The sequence below is a fragment of the Actinoallomurus sp. CA-142502 genome (assembly GCF_050936355.1).
Lineage (GTDB): Bacteria > Actinomycetota > Actinomycetes > Streptosporangiales > Streptosporangiaceae > Actinoallomurus > Actinoallomurus iriomotensis.
In genome coordinates this window covers 10,614,041-10,634,012 of the sequence record NZ_JBNJMY010000001.1, presented here as the reverse complement: position 1 = coordinate 10,634,012, position 19,972 = coordinate 10,614,041, and the positions used below count along the sequence as shown (strand labels likewise).

The 19,972-nt window shown below is 70.6% G+C and carries 20 protein-coding genes; 9 read left to right on the top strand and 11 right to left on the bottom strand.

The features are described from left to right. The first annotated feature begins 46 nt into the window (after positions 1–46). A complete protein-coding gene (locus ACQEV1_RS49870; RefSeq protein WP_285625200.1) occupies positions 47–751 on the top strand; it encodes a hypothetical protein in 705 nt (234 codons plus the stop codon). Between the two features lie 85 nt (positions 752–836). Here ACQEV1_RS49870 and ACQEV1_RS49865 read toward each other — a convergent pair whose 3' ends face one another. The 3 genes from ACQEV1_RS49865 to ACQEV1_RS49855 all read right to left on the bottom strand — a co-directional run bounded on the left by ACQEV1_RS49865 (position 837) and on the right by ACQEV1_RS49855 (position 4,633). Further along, positions 837–2,522 (bottom strand): hypothetical protein, encoded by a 1,686-nt coding sequence (locus ACQEV1_RS49865; protein WP_433404993.1) that lies wholly within the window; start codon positions 2,520–2,522, stop codon positions 837–839. 229 nt (positions 2,523–2,751) lie between these two features. Then, a complete protein-coding gene (locus ACQEV1_RS49860) occupies positions 2,752–3,834 on the bottom strand; it encodes a hypothetical protein (RefSeq protein ID WP_433404990.1) in 1,083 nt (360 codons plus the stop codon). Between the two features lie 40 nt (positions 3,835–3,874). Then, positions 3,875–4,633 carry a CAP domain-containing protein gene (locus ACQEV1_RS49855; RefSeq protein ID WP_433404987.1) on the bottom strand — a complete coding sequence of 253 codons (759 nt, stop codon included), beginning with the start codon at positions 4,631–4,633 and terminating at the stop codon, positions 3,875–3,877. A gap of 255 nt (positions 4,634–4,888) precedes the next feature. On the opposite strand from ACQEV1_RS49855, the gene rplM reads away from it, so the two are divergent. From rplM to glmM, 3 genes are all read left to right on the top strand, one after another. Continuing rightward, positions 4,889–5,332 (top strand): 50S ribosomal protein L13, encoded by a 444-nt coding sequence (gene rplM / locus ACQEV1_RS49850; protein ID WP_285582645.1) that lies wholly within the window; start codon positions 4,889–4,891, stop codon positions 5,330–5,332. A gap of 34 nt (positions 5,333–5,366) precedes the next feature. Beyond that, positions 5,367–5,873 (top strand): 30S ribosomal protein S9, encoded by a 507-nt coding sequence (gene rpsI / locus ACQEV1_RS49845; RefSeq protein ID WP_285582643.1) that lies wholly within the window; start codon positions 5,367–5,369, stop codon positions 5,871–5,873. A gap of 151 nt (positions 5,874–6,024) precedes the next feature. Continuing rightward, a complete protein-coding gene (gene glmM / locus ACQEV1_RS49840; protein ID WP_285625209.1) occupies positions 6,025–7,365 on the top strand; it encodes a phosphoglucosamine mutase in 1,341 nt (446 codons plus the stop codon). A gap of 55 nt (positions 7,366–7,420) precedes the next feature. Here glmM and ACQEV1_RS49835 read toward each other — a convergent pair whose 3' ends face one another. The 5 genes from ACQEV1_RS49835 to ACQEV1_RS49815 all read right to left on the bottom strand — a co-directional run bounded on the left by ACQEV1_RS49835 (position 7,421) and on the right by ACQEV1_RS49815 (position 12,928). Further along, positions 7,421–8,221 (bottom strand): hypothetical protein, encoded by an 801-nt coding sequence (locus ACQEV1_RS49835; protein ID WP_433404983.1) that lies wholly within the window; start codon positions 8,219–8,221, stop codon positions 7,421–7,423. 1,046 nt (positions 8,222–9,267) lie between these two features. Then, the gene (locus tag ACQEV1_RS49830; protein ID WP_433404981.1) at positions 9,268–9,981 is read right to left on the bottom strand and encodes an ABC transporter permease; all 714 of its coding nucleotides are present in this window, start codon (positions 9,979–9,981) and stop codon (positions 9,268–9,270) included. 214 nt (positions 9,982–10,195) lie between these two features. Then, a complete protein-coding gene (locus ACQEV1_RS49825) occupies positions 10,196–11,107 on the bottom strand; it encodes an ABC transporter ATP-binding protein (protein WP_433404979.1) in 912 nt (303 codons plus the stop codon). A 31-nt stretch (positions 11,108–11,138) separates the two neighbouring features. Next, positions 11,139–12,029, bottom strand: coding sequence for an ABC transporter permease (locus tag ACQEV1_RS49820; protein ID WP_285582633.1), 891 nt, complete (start codon positions 12,027–12,029; stop codon positions 11,139–11,141). Next, entirely contained in the window at positions 12,026–12,928 is a 903-nt protein-coding gene (locus tag ACQEV1_RS49815) for an ABC transporter ATP-binding protein (RefSeq protein ID WP_433404976.1), read from the bottom strand. The genes ACQEV1_RS49820 and ACQEV1_RS49815 overlap by 4 nt, the downstream gene beginning before the upstream one ends. Before the next feature lie 157 nt (positions 12,929–13,085). On the opposite strand from ACQEV1_RS49815, the gene ACQEV1_RS49810 reads away from it, so the two are divergent. Beyond that, positions 13,086–13,778: an HNH endonuclease family protein gene (locus ACQEV1_RS49810; protein WP_285625220.1), complete on the top strand. Its 693-nt coding sequence runs from the start codon at positions 13,086–13,088 to the stop codon at positions 13,776–13,778. A 273-nt stretch (positions 13,779–14,051) separates the two neighbouring features. Here the strand turns inward: ACQEV1_RS49810 and ACQEV1_RS49805 are convergent, their stop codons facing one another. Beyond that, positions 14,052–14,579 (bottom strand): DUF1697 domain-containing protein, encoded by a 528-nt coding sequence (locus ACQEV1_RS49805; RefSeq protein WP_433404975.1) that lies wholly within the window; start codon positions 14,577–14,579, stop codon positions 14,052–14,054. Positions 14,580–14,633: 54 nt separating this feature from the next. Between ACQEV1_RS49805 and ACQEV1_RS49800 the strand changes: the two genes are divergently transcribed. Then, complete coding sequence (locus ACQEV1_RS49800) at positions 14,634–14,777, top strand: hypothetical protein (protein WP_433404972.1); 144 nt, start codon at positions 14,634–14,636, stop codon at positions 14,775–14,777. Between the two features lie 263 nt (positions 14,778–15,040). Here the strand turns inward: ACQEV1_RS49800 and glmS are convergent, their stop codons facing one another. Continuing rightward, the gene (glmS, locus tag ACQEV1_RS49795) at positions 15,041–16,888 is read right to left on the bottom strand and encodes a glutamine--fructose-6-phosphate transaminase (isomerizing) (RefSeq protein WP_285625227.1); all 1,848 of its coding nucleotides are present in this window, start codon (positions 16,886–16,888) and stop codon (positions 15,041–15,043) included. 140 nt (positions 16,889–17,028) lie between these two features. On the opposite strand from glmS, the gene coaA reads away from it, so the two are divergent. Further along, complete coding sequence (gene coaA / locus ACQEV1_RS49790; protein ID WP_285625229.1) at positions 17,029–17,967, top strand: type I pantothenate kinase; 939 nt, start codon at positions 17,029–17,031, stop codon at positions 17,965–17,967. Between the two features lie 10 nt (positions 17,968–17,977). Here coaA and ACQEV1_RS49785 read toward each other — a convergent pair whose 3' ends face one another. Further along, positions 17,978–19,363 (bottom strand): MFS transporter, encoded by a 1,386-nt coding sequence (locus ACQEV1_RS49785; protein ID WP_433404970.1) that lies wholly within the window; start codon positions 19,361–19,363, stop codon positions 17,978–17,980. A gap of 87 nt (positions 19,364–19,450) precedes the next feature. On the opposite strand from ACQEV1_RS49785, the gene ACQEV1_RS49780 reads away from it, so the two are divergent. Then, positions 19,451–19,594, top strand: a complete 144-nt coding sequence (locus ACQEV1_RS49780) for a hypothetical protein (protein ID WP_433404967.1) — start codon at positions 19,451–19,453, stop codon at positions 19,592–19,594. A 4-nt stretch (positions 19,595–19,598) separates the two neighbouring features. Then, a complete protein-coding gene (locus ACQEV1_RS49775) occupies positions 19,599–19,970 on the top strand; it encodes a holo-ACP synthase (protein ID WP_285625236.1) in 372 nt (123 codons plus the stop codon). The last annotated feature ends 2 nt before the right edge of the window (positions 19,971–19,972 follow it).

Below are 19,972 nucleotides of genomic sequence, written 5' to 3'. Positions count from 1 at the left end.
TCCCGGACCCCGCGCACCTGTCTCCTCACGGTCCGATAATGGGCGCGTGCCCGATCTCGCGAGTTCTGACTTCTGGCTGGGAATGATCGGCGGGCTCTTGCTCAACTTGTTGGCGAGCGAAGTCTATGACCGGTCTCCGCGACTGGCGCGGAGGGTCGCGCGTCGGTCGGCGCGGTTCCGCTTCTTCCATCCGGGCAAGGCGCAGACATACGGCGAGGAGTACGCCGGCCGGATCGACCGGATGTCTCCTGGGAACCTCGGCAAGCTGGTCGTAGGGTTCGGGTTCTGGCTGGACGCGGTCCTGGCACGAGCGGGTATGGCGGGGTACACGCCCTTCAGCCGAGCGGACAACGTCGCCAGGTATCTCGAGGACGCGGCACGGTACGCCCAGCGCGTCACCCGGGGCATCGGGGGGGCGCGCGTCAGGGTCGACGCCGTCGACCCCGATGCCATGACCCGGTTCGCCGCCGAGCTGAGGCGTACGGCGGACCTCGCCCTGGATCTCGCGGGGTGCATCGACGACACCGATCCCCAGGACTGTGAACCTCGTGTGGGGGAACTCCTACGTGCGATCACCGAGTTCCAGGATCGCCTGCACGCCGAGGACCTGGCGACCCGGACGCTGGTCGCCGCCAATCCCCGCTCGGGGGTGAGCCGCAGTGTGGGCGAGGACCGGCAGCTCACCGTCAGCCTTCGGGCGGCCCGTCATCATGCCGAGGAACTCGCCCAGGAGGTGGCGTCGGCACACTGATCCGAACGCCGTGCGTCTCCGCCGGTGGCGATCCGCCCGCGCACCGGCGGACGGGTCGCCTACCGCGCCCTCGTACCCGTGGTGGTCAGTGCTTGTCGCGCCGTTCGATGGGGCGGGCGGTCGAGTCGCGGAACGCGGTGCCGGCCTTCTTCAGCGTGTCGTCGTCCGCGGCCGGCTTGTGGCCGTCGACGTACGTCGCGTAGGAGTAGCAGATGTAGCGGCCGCGGACCGTGCTCGCGGCGAAGCCGCCGGCGTGGTCGATCTTCGGGGCTCCGGTGGCCTTCATGCCGCGGAACCACTCGTAGTGCGCCGGGTCCTGCACCTTCAGCACGGCCTTGGCGGCGGCGTCCGTCGGCATCACCGCGATGCCGGTCGTCACGGCGACCTTCTTGTCCTTCGAGACGAACGTCGCGCGGACGATCCGGCGGCAGTGCTGGCGGGTCAGTTCCGTGGCGAACGGCCCGTTGGCGGCCAGGGAGCAGTGGTCGTTGACGACCGCCTTGGCGCGCGTGAACTTGCCGCCCGCCAGCGTCAGCGTCGACGACGGGAAGACCTCGCCGACGGTCAGCGGCTTCGGGTCGGTCTTCTCGTCGCGGATGTCGATCGGCACGTGCTTGGGCTTGTGCTGGGACTTGGTCTTCGACGGTGTCGGCGTGGGCGTCGGGCGCACCTGCGTCGGCGTGGGCGGCGGCTGCGAGTCGGCGACCTTGTGCTCCTTCGCCGTGCCGCCGGAGAGCTGCGTGACGGCCAGCGCGCCGCCGCCCCCGAGTACGAGGGCGGCCACGAGCCCTCCGGCCACGAGCAGCGCTCTACGGGCTCCTGAGGAGCCTCCGGCGCCGCCGCCCTGGGGCGGGTGCATGCCGGGGCCGCCGGGGAAGGACGCCCCGGAGCCGAGCCGGGGGATCGGGCCGGTGGTGGTCACGTGCGGGTCGTGCGGCGGCTCCGGCGGCGCCTGCGGCGGGATGCCGGGCGGCAGGATCGCGTCGGGTTCGAGCTCGGGGCCCGGGGCGGTGGTCGTCTCCCCGTCCGCGGGGATCTTCAGTACGGCCAGCGTCCGCTGTCCGCCCGCCGAGCCCGCGCCCGTCTCGCCGGCCTCGGCGGCGGAGGAGGCGGAGGAGGTGGCCTCCGATGCGGAGCCGGGCGGCGGGACGTCGTCGGCCACGGTCCGCTCCGCTTCGGGGAGGTCGTCCGGCGCGGGGTACGGCTCGTCGGTGACGGTGCGCTCGGCCTCCGGCACGGGCGGCTCCTGCGGAGGCGTCCGGCCGGACTCGCCCGCCGCGCCGGGGAAGCCGGGCGGCGGCGTCGCGCCGTACGGGGTGCTTGAGCCGTTCACGTCGCCGGGGATGCCGGGCGGTGGTGTGGCGCCGTACGGGGTGCTTGAGCCGTTCGCGTCGCCGGGGATGCCGGGCGGCGGCGTCGCGCCGTACGGGGTGCTTGAGCCGTTCGCGTCGCCCGGGGCGCCAGGCGGCGGCGTCACGCTGTACGGGGCGCCTGGGTCATTCGCACCGCCGGGGAAGCCGGGCGGCGGTGTGGCCCCGTACGGGGCGCCTGAGCCGTTCGCGTCGCCTGGGAAGCCGGGCGGCGGGGTGGTGCCGTACGGGCCGGGGGCGTGACCAGGGTCACTCCCGCCGTTCGCGGAGGCGGAGAAGCCCGGCGGCGGCGTGGAGGGGGCGGGGTTCTGCGGGGAGGGGTCCTGCGCCGGCTGCGGGGACGGCGTGGGCTGGTGGGCGTCCGGCGTGGGGGCGCCGGGGCGCGGGAAGGGCGGGGTCATGGTCTCCTCGGCGTCGGACGCCGCCGACGATCCGGAGAAGTCCGGAGTGCCCGGCCATGCGTCGGCGGTCTGGAAAACGACTGACGGCCTCGTGGCCGAACCCTGTCCGAAGTGGGGCGGAGCGGCTGTCGGCGGCTGCGGCGGAAGCTTCGCTTCCCCCTCAGGAGGGGGAAGGAAAGTCTCGTCATGGCCAGACATGAGTCACCAGAGTATTAGCTGAGGGCAAATTTCATGACGGTTTGCCCTCCATTGACCGATAGTTCAGGGCCGTGCGCAGATTGCTGCCATACGTCGTGTACTTCACGAACGAGGTCACGGCCGAGTAGTCGCCCTTGGCGATCTGCTTGCCGTTCGGGTACTGCACCCAGCTCATGATCAGGTAGTGGCCGTTCACCTCCGTGGTGGTCAGCGACAGGCCCTGGCCGATCTTCTTGGTGGTGCCCGAGCCCGGCAGCGCGAGGATGAACGCGTCCTTCGTCTTGGAGGCGGACTGAGCCGACGTGGCCGCGGCTTGGGTCCTGAGGTTGATCACACCGATCGTGCCGATCAGCTTGCCGTTGCTGAACGTCGCGCGCAGCACCTGGGTGCAGCCGCCCTTGGCGAGGGCCTTGCGGAACTTCGTGCCGTGCGTCGGCGGCGCGCACTTGCGCTCCGCGCGCCGCGCCGTCATGAGGTAGCGGCGGCCGCCGGCCTTGAACGATCTGGCCTTGAAGATCTCGTTCAGCGTGAGGGGCCTGGGGTCGGTCGTACGGCTCTGGAGGCGGTCGCCGCGGCCGGTCTCGGTGGGAGACGGCGTGGGGGTCGGCGTCGGTGTGGCGGGAGGCGCCGAGGGCTGGGCCGCCTCCGTCTTGGGCTTGTCGTCGCCCCCGGAGGTGAGCGCGAAGGCCGCGCCGCCCGCGACCACGATGACGCCCACCGCGATCGCCGCTCCGATGATCAACTTCTTGCGACCGGAGCCCGAGCCCGAACCCGAGCCGAAGTCGTCTTCCGGGCCGTAGCCGCCCGGACCGCCGCCGTAGGGGTCCGCGTTCTCGTCGTGGGACTCGTAGGAGTCGTAGGAGGGGTTCGGCTCGAAGGCGTTGCCGTACGGCTCTGAGCGCTCGTCGCCGAACGAGCCGCCGTAGCCGCCCGCGCCCCCGCCGCCCGGCCCGAAGCCGCCGTCTCGCGGGGGGCCGCCGTACGGATCGTCGCGGGGGCCGCCGAAGGGAGGACCGCCGTGTCCGGCCTGGTCGTCGCCCGGGCCGTACGGCGACGACGGCGGCTGGGAGGGACCCCAGCCGCCGGGTTGCTGCTGATCACCCGGATAAGACATGAATGCGACCCTACCTGCTCGAATCAGGTGATCAGGGGGTTTACCGGAAGCCGAAGTCCTGCGTCCACCACGGTCCGCCGGAGCCGTACTCGACGCCGATTCCGACCGCCTTCAGGCTGCAGTTGAGGATGTTCGCCCGGTGTCCGGGGCTGTTCATCCAGCCCGTCACGACCGCCTGGGCGGTGGCGTATCCCATGGCGATGTTCTCGGCGCCGGGCTGGCTGTAGCCGGCCGCCTTGATCCGGTCCCACGGGGTCTTGCCGTCCGGTGAGTTGTGCTCGAAGTAGTGCCGCACGCGCATGTCCCTGGAGTGGGCGCGGGCCGCGGTGCGCAGGTCGACGTTCACGCGCAGCGCGGAGCAGCCGTGCTTGGCGCGCTGCTGGTTCGTCAGCTGGACGGCGAGGTTCTCGGCCGTGACGTTCTTGGCCGCGGTGCCCGCGGTGCCGGCGTCCGCCGCGGCCGAAGGCTTCTTCGGCTTGACCACCTTGGCGGCGGAGGCCGGGCGGTGGCTCGGCGTGTGCGTACGGGAACGGCTGGGCGAGGGAGTCGCGGTGGGCGGCTTGACGGCCGAACCCTCCGGGCTGGGGACCACGGCCGCGTCCTGCGCGGGCTGGTCGCCGGGTGCGAGGTGCGCCGTGGTCACGTAGCGGTTCGCCGCGAAGCCGGCGGCGACGAAGAACGCGATCGCCAGGATCACGAATGCCTGGACCTTGCGCTTGATGGGGATCGAACGCTTGGCGGACAGGGGGTCCTCCAGGGGGCTGCGGAGGTGCAGCACTATAGAGGCGGTAACCACCATCGAGCGCGCCGTTCTGGAGTAATCCCTGCTATATGCTGTAAAAAGGACGAACGCATGATCGTCCGAAGCGACGGCAGGAGGCGGCGGAAGCCGCCCGCTTTGACCCGCACGTCAGTGGGCCGGTATCCTGCCAGTTCGTTGTGTGCGTCAGCGTGCCCGTTCTTCGGGTCGCTTGACCATGCGGGCCAGTGACGGACGTCGCCCGTCCCGCCGGCCCGGTCTCTGTTGTCAGACACGAAACGAAGGCATACGACCGTGCGCACCTACACCCCTAAGCCCGCTGACGTCGAACGTCAGTGGCACGTCATCGACGCGACCGATGTCGTGCTGGGTCGGCTGGCCAGCCAGGTCGCGACGTTGCTTCGGGGTAAGCACAAGCCGATCTACGCGCCACACCTCGACACGGGCGACTTCGTGATCATCGTCAACGCCGACAAGGTGGCGCTGTCGGGTAAGAAGCTCGAGCAGAAGAAGGCCTACCGCCACTCGGGCTACCCCGGCGGTCTCCGCTCCGTGGCCTACTCCGACCTCATGGCGAAGCACCCCGAGCGCGCCGTCGAAAAGGCGATCAAGGGCATGCTGCCCAAGAACTCGCTCGGCCGGAAGATGTTCGGCAAGCTCAAGGTCTACGCCGGTCCCGAGCACCCGCACCAGGCCCAGCAGCCGGTGCCCTACGACATCAAGCAGATCGCGCAGTGACGCGCGCCGTCGAGATCGAATCCTGAGGAGTCCCGTGGCTGAGTCCACCGGTATCGAGACGCCCCTCGAGGGCGCCGAATTTGAAGAGTACGTGGGGGACTACACCTCCGAGTCCGCTGAGGCTGTCGTCGAGGAGACCCCCCGTCCGGTGCTGACCGGCCCGGCCGCGGGCACCGGCCGCCGCAAGGAGGCGATCGCCCGCGTGCGCATCGTCCCCGGCAGCGGAAAGTGGACGATCAACGGTCGTCCGCTCGACGCCTACCTCCCCAACAAGGTCCACCAGCAGATCGTGAACGAGCCGTTCGTGACGCTGGGCCTCGAGGACCAGTTCGACGTGATCGCGCTGGTCACCGGCGGCGGCGTGACCGGCCAGGCCGGCGCCCTGCGCCTGGGCATCGCCCGCGCGCTGCAGCTCGTCGACCCCGACAACCGCCCGCCCCTCAAGAAGGCCGGCTTCCTCACCCGCGACGCGCGGGCCAAGGAGCGCAAGAAGTACGGTCTCAAGAAGGCGCGTAAGGCTCCGCAGTACAGCAAGCGTTGATCGGCCCTGTGCGGCGTTTCACCGGCCCGGTACGACCGGGCGGCGACGCCGCACAGGACTTCGGCGGTTCCGTGGTTTCGCGGGGCCGCCGATCGCTTTGTTCGAGGGCCGGCAGGCCGGCCGTACCACGCGCGACCTTGGGGTGTTAGCAGTGTCACGTCTGTTCGGTACCGACGGTGTCCGGGGGGTGGCGAACCGTGACCTGACCGCCCGGCTCGCGCTCGACCTTTCGGTGGCCGCCGCCCGTGTCCTCGGCGAGGCCGGCGCGTTCGAGGGCCACCGGCCCGTCGCCGTGGTGGGCCGCGACCCGCGCGCCTCGGGTGAGTTCCTCGAGGCCGCCGTCGTGGCCGGGCTCGCCTCCGCCGGCGTCGACGTGCTCCGCCTGGGCGTCCTGCCGACGCCCGCCGTCGCGTACCTCACCCAGTCGCTCGGCGCCGACCTCGGCGTCATGCTGTCGGCGTCCCACAACCCCGCGCCCGACAACGGCATCAAGTTCTTCGGCCGCGGTGGGCACAAGCTCGCCGACCAGATCGAGGACCAGATCGAGGCGCACCTCGGCGAGGAGTGGTCCGGCCCGACCGGCTCCGGCGTCGGCCGCGTACGCGACGCGCAGGGCGAGGTCGAGAGCTACATCGCGCACCTGCTGTCGACGCTGCCCCGCTCGCTGGACGGCCTTCGCGTGGTGGTCGACTGCGCGCACGGCGCCGCGTCCGGCGTCTCACCCGAGGCGATGCGCCGCGCCGGCGCCAGCGTGGTCGCCATCGGCGCCTCCCCGGACGGCCTGAACATCAACGACGGCTACGGCTCCACCCACCTGGAGCCGCTGCGCCGCGCCGTGATCGAGCACGGCGCCGACGTCGGCATCGCCCACGACGGCGACGCCGACCGCTGCCTCGCCGTCACCGCCGCGGGCGAGCCGATCGACGGCGACCAGATCATGGCGATCCTCGCGGTCGAACTGCGCGAGGCCGGCCGGCTGCCCGGCGACACGGTCGTCGCGACGGTCATGTCCAACCTCGGCTTCAAGATCGCCATGCGCGAGGAGGGCCTCAACGTCGTCGAGACGACGGTGGGCGACCGCTACGTCCTGGAGGCCATGAAGTCCGGCGGATACGCCTTCGGCGGCGAGCAGTCCGGCCACGTGATCATGCTGGACCACGCGACCACCGGAGACGGCCTGCTGACCGGCCTGCACCTGCTCGCCACCGTCGCGGGCCGCGGCCGCCCGCTGGACGAGCTGGCCAAGGTGATGACCCGCCTGCCGCAGGTCCTCGTCAACGTCAAGAACGTCGACAAGTCCCGCGCCAAGACCTCACCGGAGCTGAACGCGGCGGTCGAGGCCGCCGAGGCGGAACTCGGCGACACGGGCCGCGTCCTGATCCGCCCGAGCGGCACCGAGCCGATGGTCCGCGTCATGGTCGAGGCCACCCGCGAAGAACAGGCACGGGCCCTGGCCGAACGCCTCGCCGAGGTCGTCCGCACCGCGCTGTAGCACTCTTCGGCGGCGGTGGCGCGGCCCGCGCGTCTTCGGCCGACTCGGCGTCCCGTCATCTGCCGCGGGCCGCGCGTACCCACTCCTCGATGCTCGGGGCCTCGGTCGGGTATCTCACCGCGAACCCGCTGTCGACGATCAGGCCGTCCCAGGCGCGGCCGGTTATCCTGCCCTCCTCTCGCATCTCCGTGAGGCGTGCGACGGCTCCGTCGATGGCCGGGGTGTCGAGTTCGGCGGCGTGCATGCGGTCGGCGACACGGCCGAGGTCGGCGGAGCGCAACTCGTCCACGAGTCCGGGGGCGAGCGGCTCGTTCAGGTGGGCGACGACGAAATTGGACTGGATGAACTGCACCTTCCCCGGCGCGGGTTCGTTGAAGGTCGTCCCGTTGTCGTGGGACATCGGGCGGCCGTCGTGGAGCACGAGGAAGTTCTCGTCGGCCTCCGCGCGATCTCCCTGCGCCACGGCATAGTCGAAGGCGGCCATCCTCTGGGTCCCCTCGCCCTTGCGCATCGCGGTCACTCCGGCGGTGGCCGGGACGTACTCCTGGAGGATGCCCTTCCCGTAGCGGCCGGACCACTTTCTCGTACGCGGGACGACCCCGAGGCCGGTCTCGTCGCTCAGTTCGAACGCCGCGACCTCGCGCTGGGCTCCCTGGCCGCGCCCCCACTTGTACACGCCGAGGGTCCGGCCGTCGCGCAGCACGAGGTGGCTGCCGAACGCCCCCTCGATGACCTTCAGCGGAAGGTACTCGAGCCGGTGCACGGCGACGGCGAAGTCCTCCGGAACGCTCCTGCGGTACAACCGGATCACCGGTCGGAAGACGCTCCTCGCCACCACATCCTCGGCTGTGCTCACGGGTGTCGAGGCTAGTGCGGCATCAGGCAACGTTTGCCTCGTCGGTGCGGTGGGGTGAAGGACAGGGTTTTGTCGTAGGCACTTGCTGTAATCGTCTGGTGACTCGACGTGATGATGGTGGGCGGGTGGTCATGCGGACCTCGGCCGGTCAGCGGCGCCGGTGTTTCGGGTTGCTGGTCTCGGCGGGGAATGTGGGGGCGTGTGTGCTTGATATGAATCGGTGGTGGCGGCGACGCGGCTTGTCGGCGATCGTCGGCTATCAGGCGTTGTGCGGGGGCTGTCGGCGGCGCGGCCGGGCATGTTCGGGGAGTTGGACGCGGTCGGGGCGCGGTCGGTGTTGCGGCGCTACAGCGACGCGTGGTTCGCTACCGCCGCGCGCCGCAAGGGCGGTGACGTGGCGGCGCGGTTCCCGCGGCGTGCACGCGGGTTGATGCCGGTGCGTTGCTACCACGGCACGTTCACCCTGGAGGGGCGGCGGCTGCGCCTGCCGGTCGGTCGCGGGTGTGCGCGGTTGTGGGTGCGGCTGGATCGGCCGGTTCTCTACCCGGCCGGTCAGGTGCGGTCGGTGACGTTGGTGGCCGAGGGCGGCCGGTTGTTCGTCGATGTCACCGCCGAAGTCCCCATCGCGACCTATCCGCCAGAACAGCAGCCGGATTCCGTGCGGGGTGGCGAGAGTCGATCCGGGAGTGATCCACCCGTTCGCGGTGGCCGGGCCGGATGGGGAGGGGCTGGTGGTGTCGGGGCGGGCGATCCGTGCCGAGACCCACCTTCACCTGCGCGACGCGAAGGACAGGCAGCGTGCGGTGGCGGGACGGGCGCTGAAACCGGGTCAGGCCGGGTCACGGCGGTGGCGTAAGCGGACCGCACCTCCCCGGTGCCGGACGGTCCCGGCATGACCCCCGACGCTCCCCCCCATCACGGCACCGCACACGGGTCCCCTGGTCGACCGCGGCCCGCCCCACCTCACGTGGGGAGTCGCTCGCCCACCACAGCGAGGATCAGCCAACTTCACCTCCCCAACGAGGCGAACGTTGACTGACACGGCACTAGTCGGAGCCGGTGATCGAGAGGGTGCGGAGCTTCCAGCCGGCGACGGCGACGCCGAGGACGGTCAGCACGATCAGCAGGGGTACGGCGGTGGAGCCGTGCACCTCCGAGATGACCGAGGTGGCGTTCGTGCCCAGGTCGGTGACCGAGATCGCCCACTGCCGGACGGAGAGCGTCCTGGCGCCCGAGGCGTACCGGCCGATGAGGTTCTCCCACACCAGGGCATAGATCAGTCCGATCGTCACGGCGAACCGGCTCATCACCGCGAGCGCCACGAACAGCGCGCAGTACGCGATGCCGCCCACCAGCGCGCCCAGAGCGAAACCGCTCGCCAGGCCCGCCGTCAGGCCGTTCATGATGAGGCCGGAGACGAAGATCGGCACGACGCCGAAGCCGACGACCAGGGCCACCGCGACCAGGTACTTCGTGGTCGAGATGATCGGCCGGGCGATCGGCTTGGTCATGAGGTACATGATCTGGCCGTCGTCGATCTCCGGGCCGATCACTCCCGTGCCGGCGAGCAGCGCCAGCAGGGGCAGCAGCGCGCCCAGCCCGAACTGCGTCAGCAGGGCCGCCGCGGTGTCGAGGTCGGCGTTGCCGGTGACCCGCAGGCCGATGCTGAGCAGGAGCAGCACGGCCGGGAGGATGAACAGGAGCAGCGCGCGGCGTCGCCCCAGCATGCCGCGAAAAGTGATGTACGCGATGGTGTTCATGAGTCCTCCTTCGTCGGAGGAGTGATCAAGGGTGCTGTGTTGTTAATTCGCTCACTGCGTTCGTTCATGAGTCCTCCTTCGTCGGAGGAGTGATCAGGGGTGCTGTGTTATTGATTCGCTCACTGCGTTCGTTCATGAGTCCTCCTTCGTCGGAGGAGTGATCAGGGGTGCTGTGTTGTTGATTCGCTCACTGCGTTCGTTCATGAGTCCTCGTTCATGACGCGACCAGGTAGGAGAAGACGCTTTCGAGGGACTCGTCGGCCGGGGAGACCTCCCACAGCCGGATGCCGGCGCCACGGGCCACCTGCGGCAGCAGCTGGGTGAACCGCCGGAAGTCGACGGCCTCCACCTCCAGGCCGGCCGCGGTGAGCTCGACGCCGCGGGTCGAATCGTCGGCGATCAGCGCGGCCGCCAGACGGCGGTCGTCGCTGGAGCGGATCGCGAACATGTGCGGCCGGTCGGTCATCAGCCGGCGGATCGCGCGGAAGTCGCCGGAGGCGGCGTGCCGTCCCGCGACGATGACCTCGATGTGGTTCGCGAGCCGCTCGACCTCCTCGAGGATGTGCGAGCTGAACAGCACCGTGCGGCCCTCGGCGGCCATCTTGCGGATGAGTTCCATGAGCTGGAGGCGCTGGCGCGGGTCCATGCCGTTGAACGGCTCGTCGAGCAGCAGGACCGCCGGGTCGTGTACGAGCGCCGACGCCATCTTGACGCGCTGCCGCATCCCCTTGGAGTAGGTGCCGATGGCCCGGTCGGCCGGCGGCAGCATCTCCACCATCGCGAGGGCGCGGTCGGCGGCGGCACCCGGATCGGACAGCTTGTGCAGCTTGGCCATCGAGCGGACGAACTGCCGGCCGGTGAGGAACTCGTAGGCGGACTCGCGTTCGGGCACCAGCCCGATGTTGCGGTAGACCGAGGGGTTCTTCCAGATGCGCTGCCCGTCGATGCCGACCTGGCCGCCCGAGGGCGCGAGGAAACCGCCCATCATGTGGATGAGCGTGGACTTGCCCGCGCCGTTCGGGCCGAGCAGGCCGGTCACCCCTGGGCCGATGGTCATCGACACGCCGTTGACCGCGACCACGTTGCCGTACCACCGGGAGACGTCCCGGAGCTCCAGGACACTCACGATGCCTTCCTCTCGTCGGTGGGCCGGCCGGTCATCGCGCGCCCGCCTTGCGGAACCGCTGGTACAGGATCGCGAGCGAGCCCGCGACGACGGCCACGCACACGAGCGTGAACACGGGACCGCCGAGGCCGGACGGCGGCGGCTCCGGCGAGGACGACTTGGCCCCCAGCGCCCAGACCTGCACGTCGTCCACGAGGTTGAAGGGCGTGAACACGCCGGCCCAGCGGGCGACTCCGAACTTGGTCTGGCTCTCGGCGATGCCCTGGATGGAGGTGACCGCGGCCGTGCTGATGAGGTACACCGCCATCACCGCGGTCACGCCGAAGCCGCGGCGCGGGGTGAAGGCGGCCACGACCAGGCCGATCGCGGCGAGCACCAGCGCGAACATCAGGCAGCCCACCAGGCCGCCGGCCCAGTCGAGCGCGTGCGTGCCCAGGTGCTTCTGCTTGGTGGCGAGCGCGCCGATGAACAGGATCGTGATCGGGGTGCCCAGCAGGATGAACAGCGCCGCGGTCAGCGCGCCGTACTTGGCCAGCACGTAGTCCAGGCGTGACAGCGGGCGGGAGAAGTACAGCGGCGTGACGTGGAACCGCAGGTCGCGCGAGGCCAGCACCGGCGACTGCGCGGCCAGGAAGATCGCGATCAGCGGCTGCAGGTAGACGGCGTACGCCGAGTAGCGGATCAGGTTGATGGACTGGCCGCTGCCGATCGAGGACGCCAGCGCCGTGATCGCGACGCTGATGGCCGCGGGCAGCAACATGATCGTGAACAGCAGGAACGGCATGATCTTGGCCTTGACCGGCCGCCCCAGCCCGTACGCCGCGCGCAGGTTGTGCGTGAACAGGGAGCGGACGGCGTACGCGCGGCCGAGCCGCGGGCCGTCGTAGTGCCGGTAGCCGATGTCGTGGATGACGCTCGTCATGAGGAGAACACCTCTTCGATGCGGTGCCGGCGGTTCTCCATGCGTACGAGGGCCAGCCCGAGGTCGGCGACGCAGTCGCGCACGAGGTCGTACGTCGTCTCGTCGGCGATGTCGATGAGCAGGCCCCGTCCGTCGGGGTGGACGCGCAGCCCGGCCTCGGCCAGGCTGTGGCCGAGCCGGTCGCGGCCGGCGGCCTCGTCGTCGACCTCGACCGCGAGAACGCCACTGGCCTGGGTGAACGCGGTGACCGCCTGCGACCGCAGCAGCCGGCCGCCGTCGATGATGACCAGGTGCTGGGCGACGCGTTCGAGCTCGCCCAGGAGGTGGGAGGTGACCAGGACGCTGATGCCGAACTGGGTGCCGATGCGCTGGATCAGGGCCAGCATCTCGTCGCGCCCGGCCGGGTCCAGGCCGTTGGTGGGTTCGTCGAGGAAGACGAGCTTCGGGTCGTGCACGAGGGCCTGGGCGAGCTTGACCCGCTGGCGCATGCCGGTGGAGTAACCACCGATCGGCCGGTAGCGCTCCTCGTACAGGCCGACGTGGCGGAGGGTGTCGGCGGCGCGTTCGCGCGCGGCGGTGGCCGGCAGCCCGGACACGCGCGCGATGTGCACGATGAACTCGGTCGCGGAGACGTCGGGCGGAAGGCAGTCGTTCTCGGGCATGTAGCCGACCAGCTCGCGGATCTTCAGCGACTCGCGGGCCGTGTCGAGGCCGAGCACGCTCGCCTGCCCGCGCGTCGGGGGGATCAGCCCCAGGAGGATCTTGATGAGGGTCGACTTGCCCGCGCCGTTGGCCCCGACCAGCCCGACGACGCCGGGCTCGATGTCGATGGTCAGCTCGTCCAGGGCGAGCACGCCGGGGAACTGCTTGCCGAGCCCCCGGGTGGCGATGATGGACATGCGCCGAACTTAGTGGACCACGGTGGTCGCGTCGTCACCCTTGGGCGGTACTCACGACCCACCGTAGGGATGAGAACTCCCCCCTACCGAGGCTGGACCCGCGTAAAGCCTTATATTCCGGGCATAGCTTCGCCAAAAAATCCTGGATGGTGGGGAAATGTCAGTACGGCGGCGAGTGGGCGTGCAGGTCACCTCGGTGGTCGTATCCGTGTTTGTCGCGGCCGGATGTGCGGGCAATGTCAGCCTGTCGGGCGACGGGCCGTCGGCCTCGGGCAAGTCGTCCAAAACGGATAAAAAGGACGGCAAGGGCAAGGAGGGAACGGCACGGAAGGAGCTCGCCGGGCTCAAGGAGGCCAAGCCTGACTCCATGAGCGGGTACAGCCGGGATGAGTTCGGCCCCGCCTGGAAGGACGTCGACCACAACGGCTGCGACACCCGCAACGACATCCTCGCCCGCGACCTGGACGCCGTGAAGAAGCGCAACAAGTGCGTCGTCATCGCCGGGACGCTGGACGACCCGTACACGGGCAAGCAGATCACCTTCGCCAAGGCGCACGCCACCGAGGTGCAGATCGACCACATCTTCCCGCTCGCGCTCGCCTGGCGGATGGGCGCGGACCACTGGACCGAGGAGAAGCGGGCGGAACTGGCCAACGACCGCGACAACCTCCTCGCGGTCTGGGGGCGGCCCAACGCGCAGAAGAGCGACAAGGGCCCCGCGGAGTGGCAGCCGCAGAAGTCCTTCCAGTGCACGTACGCGGAGAAGTTCGTCGCCGTGGCCGATGAGTACCACCTGGCGGTGACGCAGGCGGACCACGGTGAGCTGGGCGACATGCTCGACACCTGCTGAGCCGTACGGAGAAGCGGAGAGCGCCCCCGCCAGGCGCTCTCCGCTCTCTTCTCCGGTGATCAGCCCTTATGCGGCCTGGCGATGCGTCCTCCGCGCCGCCCCCGGCCGTCCTTTGCTCGACACGCCCAGCAGGCGGGCGAAGACCCGGAAAGGCAGGAGGAGTACGTTCGCCACCGTCGCGACGACGGCTCTGAGCGCTGCGATGATGCGGCCCGCCATGGGTCTCTCCCTTCACTGTCCGTTCGGGAGAGGTGTATACCCGGTGAGCGAGTTCTACACGGCGAGCGACAAAAGGTTCGTGACCGTGTTCCAGTTGCGCATCGTAGCCGGCGTCTTCAGGCGCCGCCCGAGCGCGATCGGCAGTTTCGCGCGGCCGATGCCGTTCGGCAGCCGGTAATAGAGCTCCCGCTCGCCGGCTCGCATTTCCTCCGGGGCGAATCTTCCCAGGTCAATGCCCGAAAGCCAATCCTCGGGCGGCGGTTCGAGCAGGAACAGGACGGTGGACTTCGCCGGGTCGCCCACCTCCAGCGGATTGTGCTCGACCACGCCCTGAAGCTCCTCCGCGGTCCGCAGGATCACCTCGGTGGTCAGCCCCAGCCCGGCGGCGAGACGCTCCTCGATCGCCGCCGCCACCCGCTCCGTCCGCGTCTCGCGAGCGGTGAAGACCGCGTTGCCGCTCTGCAGGTACGTCCGCACGTCGCCGTACCCGAGGCCGGCCAGCAGCTCGCGCAGGTCGGCCATGGAGATCTTCTTGTGGCTGCCGAGGTTCACCGCGCGCAGCAGCGCCACATATCGCGTCACAACGTCGCTTCCTACTCCATCGCGGCGGAATTCGCCAGGTCGCAAAAAACCCGGGTGCCGCAGGTCGGCATCTATGCGACCCTCGAACGCCTGCGCCGCCCGCGGCGTTCGGAGGGGTTGAACGCGTTGTACGCGCTCCGGTTCGACGGCGCGGGAGGTTTCCCCGTCCGGCCGTTGGCCGAGGAGGTGGAGGGATGAAGGGCAAGGACCTGGAAAACCGCATGCGGTCGTTGGAGTGGTTCCACTCCCTCGCCGTGCTGCCGGGCGCCTGGACCATCATTCGGGTGGACGGGCGAGGCTTCTCCCGCTTCACCGTGCCACGGCCGCCTTCACGCACGCCGTGGGCGAACCCGTCCACTTCGACAGTCGCGTGTGGATGGGCGCCGCCGCGCAAGACGTCGTCGACTACTTCTCCTGGCGGCAGACCGACGCGGCGCGCTGCGCGCGGCTGACCGTCTGCTCTATTCCACGGTGACGGATTTGGCGAGGTTGCGCGGCTGGTCGACGTCGTGGCCCCGGGCGGTGGCGAGCTCGCAGGCGAACACCTGGAGCGGTACGGTCGCCACCAGCGGTTGCAGCAGGGTCGGGACGGCCGGCACGCGGATGAGCGTGTCGGCGTACGGCGCGACCGCCTCGTCGCCCTCCTCGGCGATCACGATCGTCCGGGCGCCGCGGGCGCGGATCTCCTGGATGTTGGAGACGATCTTGTCGTGCAGGACCGGGCGGGCGCGCGACGGCACGATGACCACGACCGGCAGGTCCTGCTCGATCAGGGCGATCGGGCCGTGCTTCAGCTCGCCGGCGGCGAAGCCCTCCGCGTGCATGTAGGCGAGTTCCTTGAGCTTGAGCGCGCCCTCCAGCGCCACCGGGAAGCCCACGTGCCGGCCCAGGAACAGCACACAGCGCTCACCGGCCAGCGACCGGGCCAGGTCGCGTACCGGCTCGACGGTCTCCAGGACCTGTTCGACCTTCTGCGGCATCGTGCCCAGCAGCTGGATCATGGCGAAGACCTCGTCGCCCCACTTGGTCCCGCGTACCTGCGCCAGGTAGAGCGCGATCAGGTAGACGGCGATCAGCTGGGTGAGGAACGCCTTGGTCGAGGCGACCGCGATCTCCGGCCCGGCGTGGGTGTAGAGGACGCCGTCGCACTCGCGCGGGATGGTCGAGCCGTTGACGTTGCAGATGCCGAGGACGCTGGCGCGCTGCTCGCGGGCGTGGCGCACCGCCATGAGCGTGTCCATCGTCTCGCCGGACTGGGAGATCGCGATGACCAGCGTCGAGCGTGTCAGGATCGGGTCGCGGTAGCGGAACTCGCTGGCCAGCTCGACCTCGCAGGGGAGCTGGGTCCAGTGCTCGATGGCGTACTTGGCGATCAGCCCGGCGTGGTAGGCCGTGCCGCACGCGACAATAATGATCTTGTCGATGTCGCGCAGCTCGTCGTCGGTGAGCCGCATCTCGTCGAGGCTGAGCCGGCCGTCCGCGCCGATCCGGCCGAGCAGCGTCTCGGCGACGGCGCGCGGCTGCTCGGCGATCTCCTTGAGCATGAAGTAGTCGTGGCCGCCCTTCTCCGCGGCGGACACGTCCCAGTCGACGTGGTACTCCTTCACGTCGGCCGGCTTGCCGTCGAAGCCGGTGACCGTGACGCCGGACCGCCGTAGCTCGACGACCTGGTCCTGGCCCAGCTCGATCGCGTCGCGGGTGTGCGCGATGAAGGCCGCGACGTCGCTGGCCAGGAAGTTCTCCCCGGCGCCGACGCCGACGACCAGCGGGGAGTTGCGGCGGGCGCCGACCACGAGGTCGGGCTCGCCGGAGTACACCGCGACGAGCGTGAACGCGCCTTCGAGGCGCAGGCAGACCCGGCGCATCGCGTCGGCCAGGCTCGCGCCCTTGGCCACCTCCTCCTCGAGCAGGTGGGCGACGGCCTCGGTGTCGGTGTCGGAGGACAGCTCGTGGCCCCGGCCCTCGAGTTCGAGGCGGAGCGCGGCGAAGTTCTCGATGATGCCGTTGTGCACGACGGCGACCGCGCCGGTGCAGTCGGTGTGCGGGTGGGCGTTGCGGTCGTTCGGCGGGCCGTGGGTGGCCCAGCGGGTGTGACCGATGCCCGAACGGCCGGTGTCCGAATGGTCGGCGCCCGCGAGTGCCTCACGCAGGTTGGCCAGCTTCCCGGCGCGTTTGGTCACCGTCAGCTTGCCGTCGGCGGAGACGGCCGTGCCCGCCGAGTCGTACCCCCGGTACTCCAGCCGGGAGAGGCCGTCGATGACGACGTCGAGAGCCGGCTGCGAGCCGACGTACCCCACGATTCCGCACATGCGGGCCACAGTAATGGGTCCAGGTGAACGGGTAGACCACCGCCGCGCCAACTCTCCGCTCGCCCTTGTTGCCGCGCGTGACCATCTCGTAACACAGCAAATCACCGTAATCTGCCAGGCTCCGGCTAGGGTCACAGCACATGACGAGCATCGGGGGCAATCCTCCCAGCCCGTATGTCGAGCTCGACCGTGACGCATGGCGTGCCCTGCGCGCCGGCACACCGCTCTCTCTCACTCCGGCGGACCTGGAGGAGATCCGCGGGCTCGGCGACCCCATCGACCTCGACGAGGTCGAGGACGTCTATCTGCCGCTGTCGCGGCTGCTGCGGCTGTTCGTCACGGGCGACGGGCGGCTGCGCGACACCGTCAGCGCCTTCCTCGGCGAACCGGTCGCCCCCACCCCGTACATCATCGGCATCGCCGGCAGCGTGGCCGTCGGCAAGTCGACGGTCGCCCGGCTGCTGCGCGTCCTGCTCTCCCGCGGCCCGGGAGATCCGAGGGTCGAGCTGGTCAGCACGGACGGCTTCCTCTACCCCAACGCGGTCCTCGTCGAGCGCGGCCTGATGCAGCGCAAGGGCTTCCCGGAGTCCTACGACCGGCGCGCGCTGCTGAAGTTCGTCTCGGAGGTCAAGGCGGGCGTGCCCGAGGTGTCCATGCCGGTGTACGAGGCGCTGCGGTACGACATCGTGCCGGACGCCCGGCAGGTCGTACGGCGGCCGGACATTCTCATCGTGGAGGGGCTCAACGTGCTGCAGAGCGCGCGGCCGGGCAGCCTGGCCCTGGCGGACCTGTTCGACTTCTCCATCTACGTCGACGCGCGGGTCGACGACATCCGCCAGTGGTACATCGACCGCTTCTTCGCCCTGCGCCGTACGGTCTTCACCGACGAGCGCTCCTACTTTCACCCGTACGCGCAGGTCGACGGGGACGAGGCGGCGGCGCAGGCGGAGCGCTTCTGGCGCGACATCAACGAGGTCAACCTCGTGGCCAACATCCTGCCCACCCGCGCCCGCGCCACCCTTGTCCTGAACAAGGACCGCGACCACCGTGTCCGCCGCGTACGGCTGCGGCGGATCTGACCGGGGCGGCTCAGCCCCGTCGTCGCCGGAGCAGCGGTGTCGCGCAGCACGCGCCCACCGCCGCCGTGACGGCCAGCGCCACGCACGTCACCGTCAGGGCGTGCCCGGTCGGCGGCGCGACGCTGAGGAACAGCGTGCCGAACGTCGCCACGCCCACGACCTGGCCGAGCTGGTTCGTCATCACCAGCAGGCCACTGGCGTCCGCCGCGTCCGCCACGGCCACATGGCTCAGCGCCACCGCGAGCAGCGGGCTGAACGCCGCGCCGAGGCCCAGCCCGGCCAGTCCCATCGCGACCTCGAACCCGACGCCGCCCGACTCGAACACCTCGAGCCCCAGGTAGCCCAGCCCGGCCACGACCAGCGCGGCGGGGATCATCGGGCGGTGCCACCGCGCGGGTGCGCGCCGCCAGTTGAGGCTGGCCAGCGCGAACCCGCCCGCGCCCGGGATGAAGAACAGCCCGGCCCGCAGCGGGCTGTAGCCGAGGCCGCCCTGCAGGTGCAGGGCCACGCTGAACAGGAACCCGCCGAAGGTGCCCATGCACAGGAAGATCGTCACGAGCCCCGCGCGCATGCCGGGGGCGCCGGCCACCCGGCCGGGGATCAGCGGTGCGGACGCGCGCCGCTGCGCCACCACGAACAGCGCGAACACCACGACGCTGCCGCCGAGCATCAGCCAGCCCCACAGCGGCCAGTCCTCCTCGTGCCCGAGCACGAGCGGCACCACGAACAGCAGCGTCGCCGCGGCCAGGCTGACCAGCCCCGGCAGGTCCAGGCCGCTGTCCTGCTCGCCACGGTCGCCGGGCAGCGTACGGGCGCCGGCGACCAGCAGCACGACGCCGATCGGAACGTTCACCAGGAAGACCGGGCGCCAGCCGGTGCCGAACAGGTCGGCGCTGACGAGGAGCCCGCCGACGACCTGGCCGACGACCGAGCCGCCCGCCAGTACCGCCCCGTACACGCTGAGCGCGCGGGCCCGCGCGGCGCCGGTGAAGTTGCGTTGGATGAGGCTCATGACCTGCGGCACCATCAGCGCCGCACCCACCCCTTGGACGAAGCGGAAGCCGATGAGCATGCCGGTGCCGCCGGCCAGGCCGCAGGCCAGCGACGCGGCGGTGAAGACCGTGAGGCCCGCCTGGAAGGCGGCGCGGTGCCCGAGCCGGTCGCCGAGACGGGCGCCGGTGATGAGGAGAACGGCGTACGCGATGGTGTAGCCGGCGATGACGAGTTGCAGCCCGGCGCCGGACGCGTGCAGGTCGGTACGGATGGTCGGCGCGGCGACGTTGACGACGGAGACGTCGAGGATCGCCATGAACTGGCCGGCCAGAATGATCGTGAGCAGCCGGCCGAGCCGGACCGGCGCATGTGACGCCGGTGCGTCGAGGGTGATCTGGGCCATGCGCAGCAGCCTGCGGCCGCGCGGGTGAGAGTGCTGAGAGCCCCGTGATACTGGTGTTGCCAGCACCTGGCACGCGGCCGGGATCGCGTGGACCGGCCCGGCTACTCCTGGGGCAACGTCGCGGTGGCCTTCCGCCCGGCATCGACCTGCGCGATCCGCTGGGCGAACATCGTTGTTCCCCGGGTCGGCTCCGACGACACTCCCGGCACGCTGGTCACGGCGTTAACCTGAACCGGTGATCGTCGGAGTGGGGATCGACGTCGTGGACATCGCGCGGTTCGCGGGGTCCCTCGAACGCACGCCCGGCCTCGCCGTCCGGCTGTTCACCGAGTCCGAGCGGGGGCTGCGTCCGCGCTCCCTCGCCGCGCGCTTCGCGGCCAAGGAGGCCCTGGCCAAGGCACTGGGCGCGCCGCGTGGGCTGAAGTGGACCGACGCCGAGGTGCGCAGGGCGCCCGACGGGCGGCCCAGCCTGCACGTCGAGGGCACCGTCGCCGCGGCGGCGGCGCGGCTCGGCGTCGACTCCTGGCACGTCTCGCTCAGCCACGACGGCGGTGTCGCCGTCGCGGTGGTGATCGCCGAGCACACCGACCGACGAGAGGGAACCTGAGC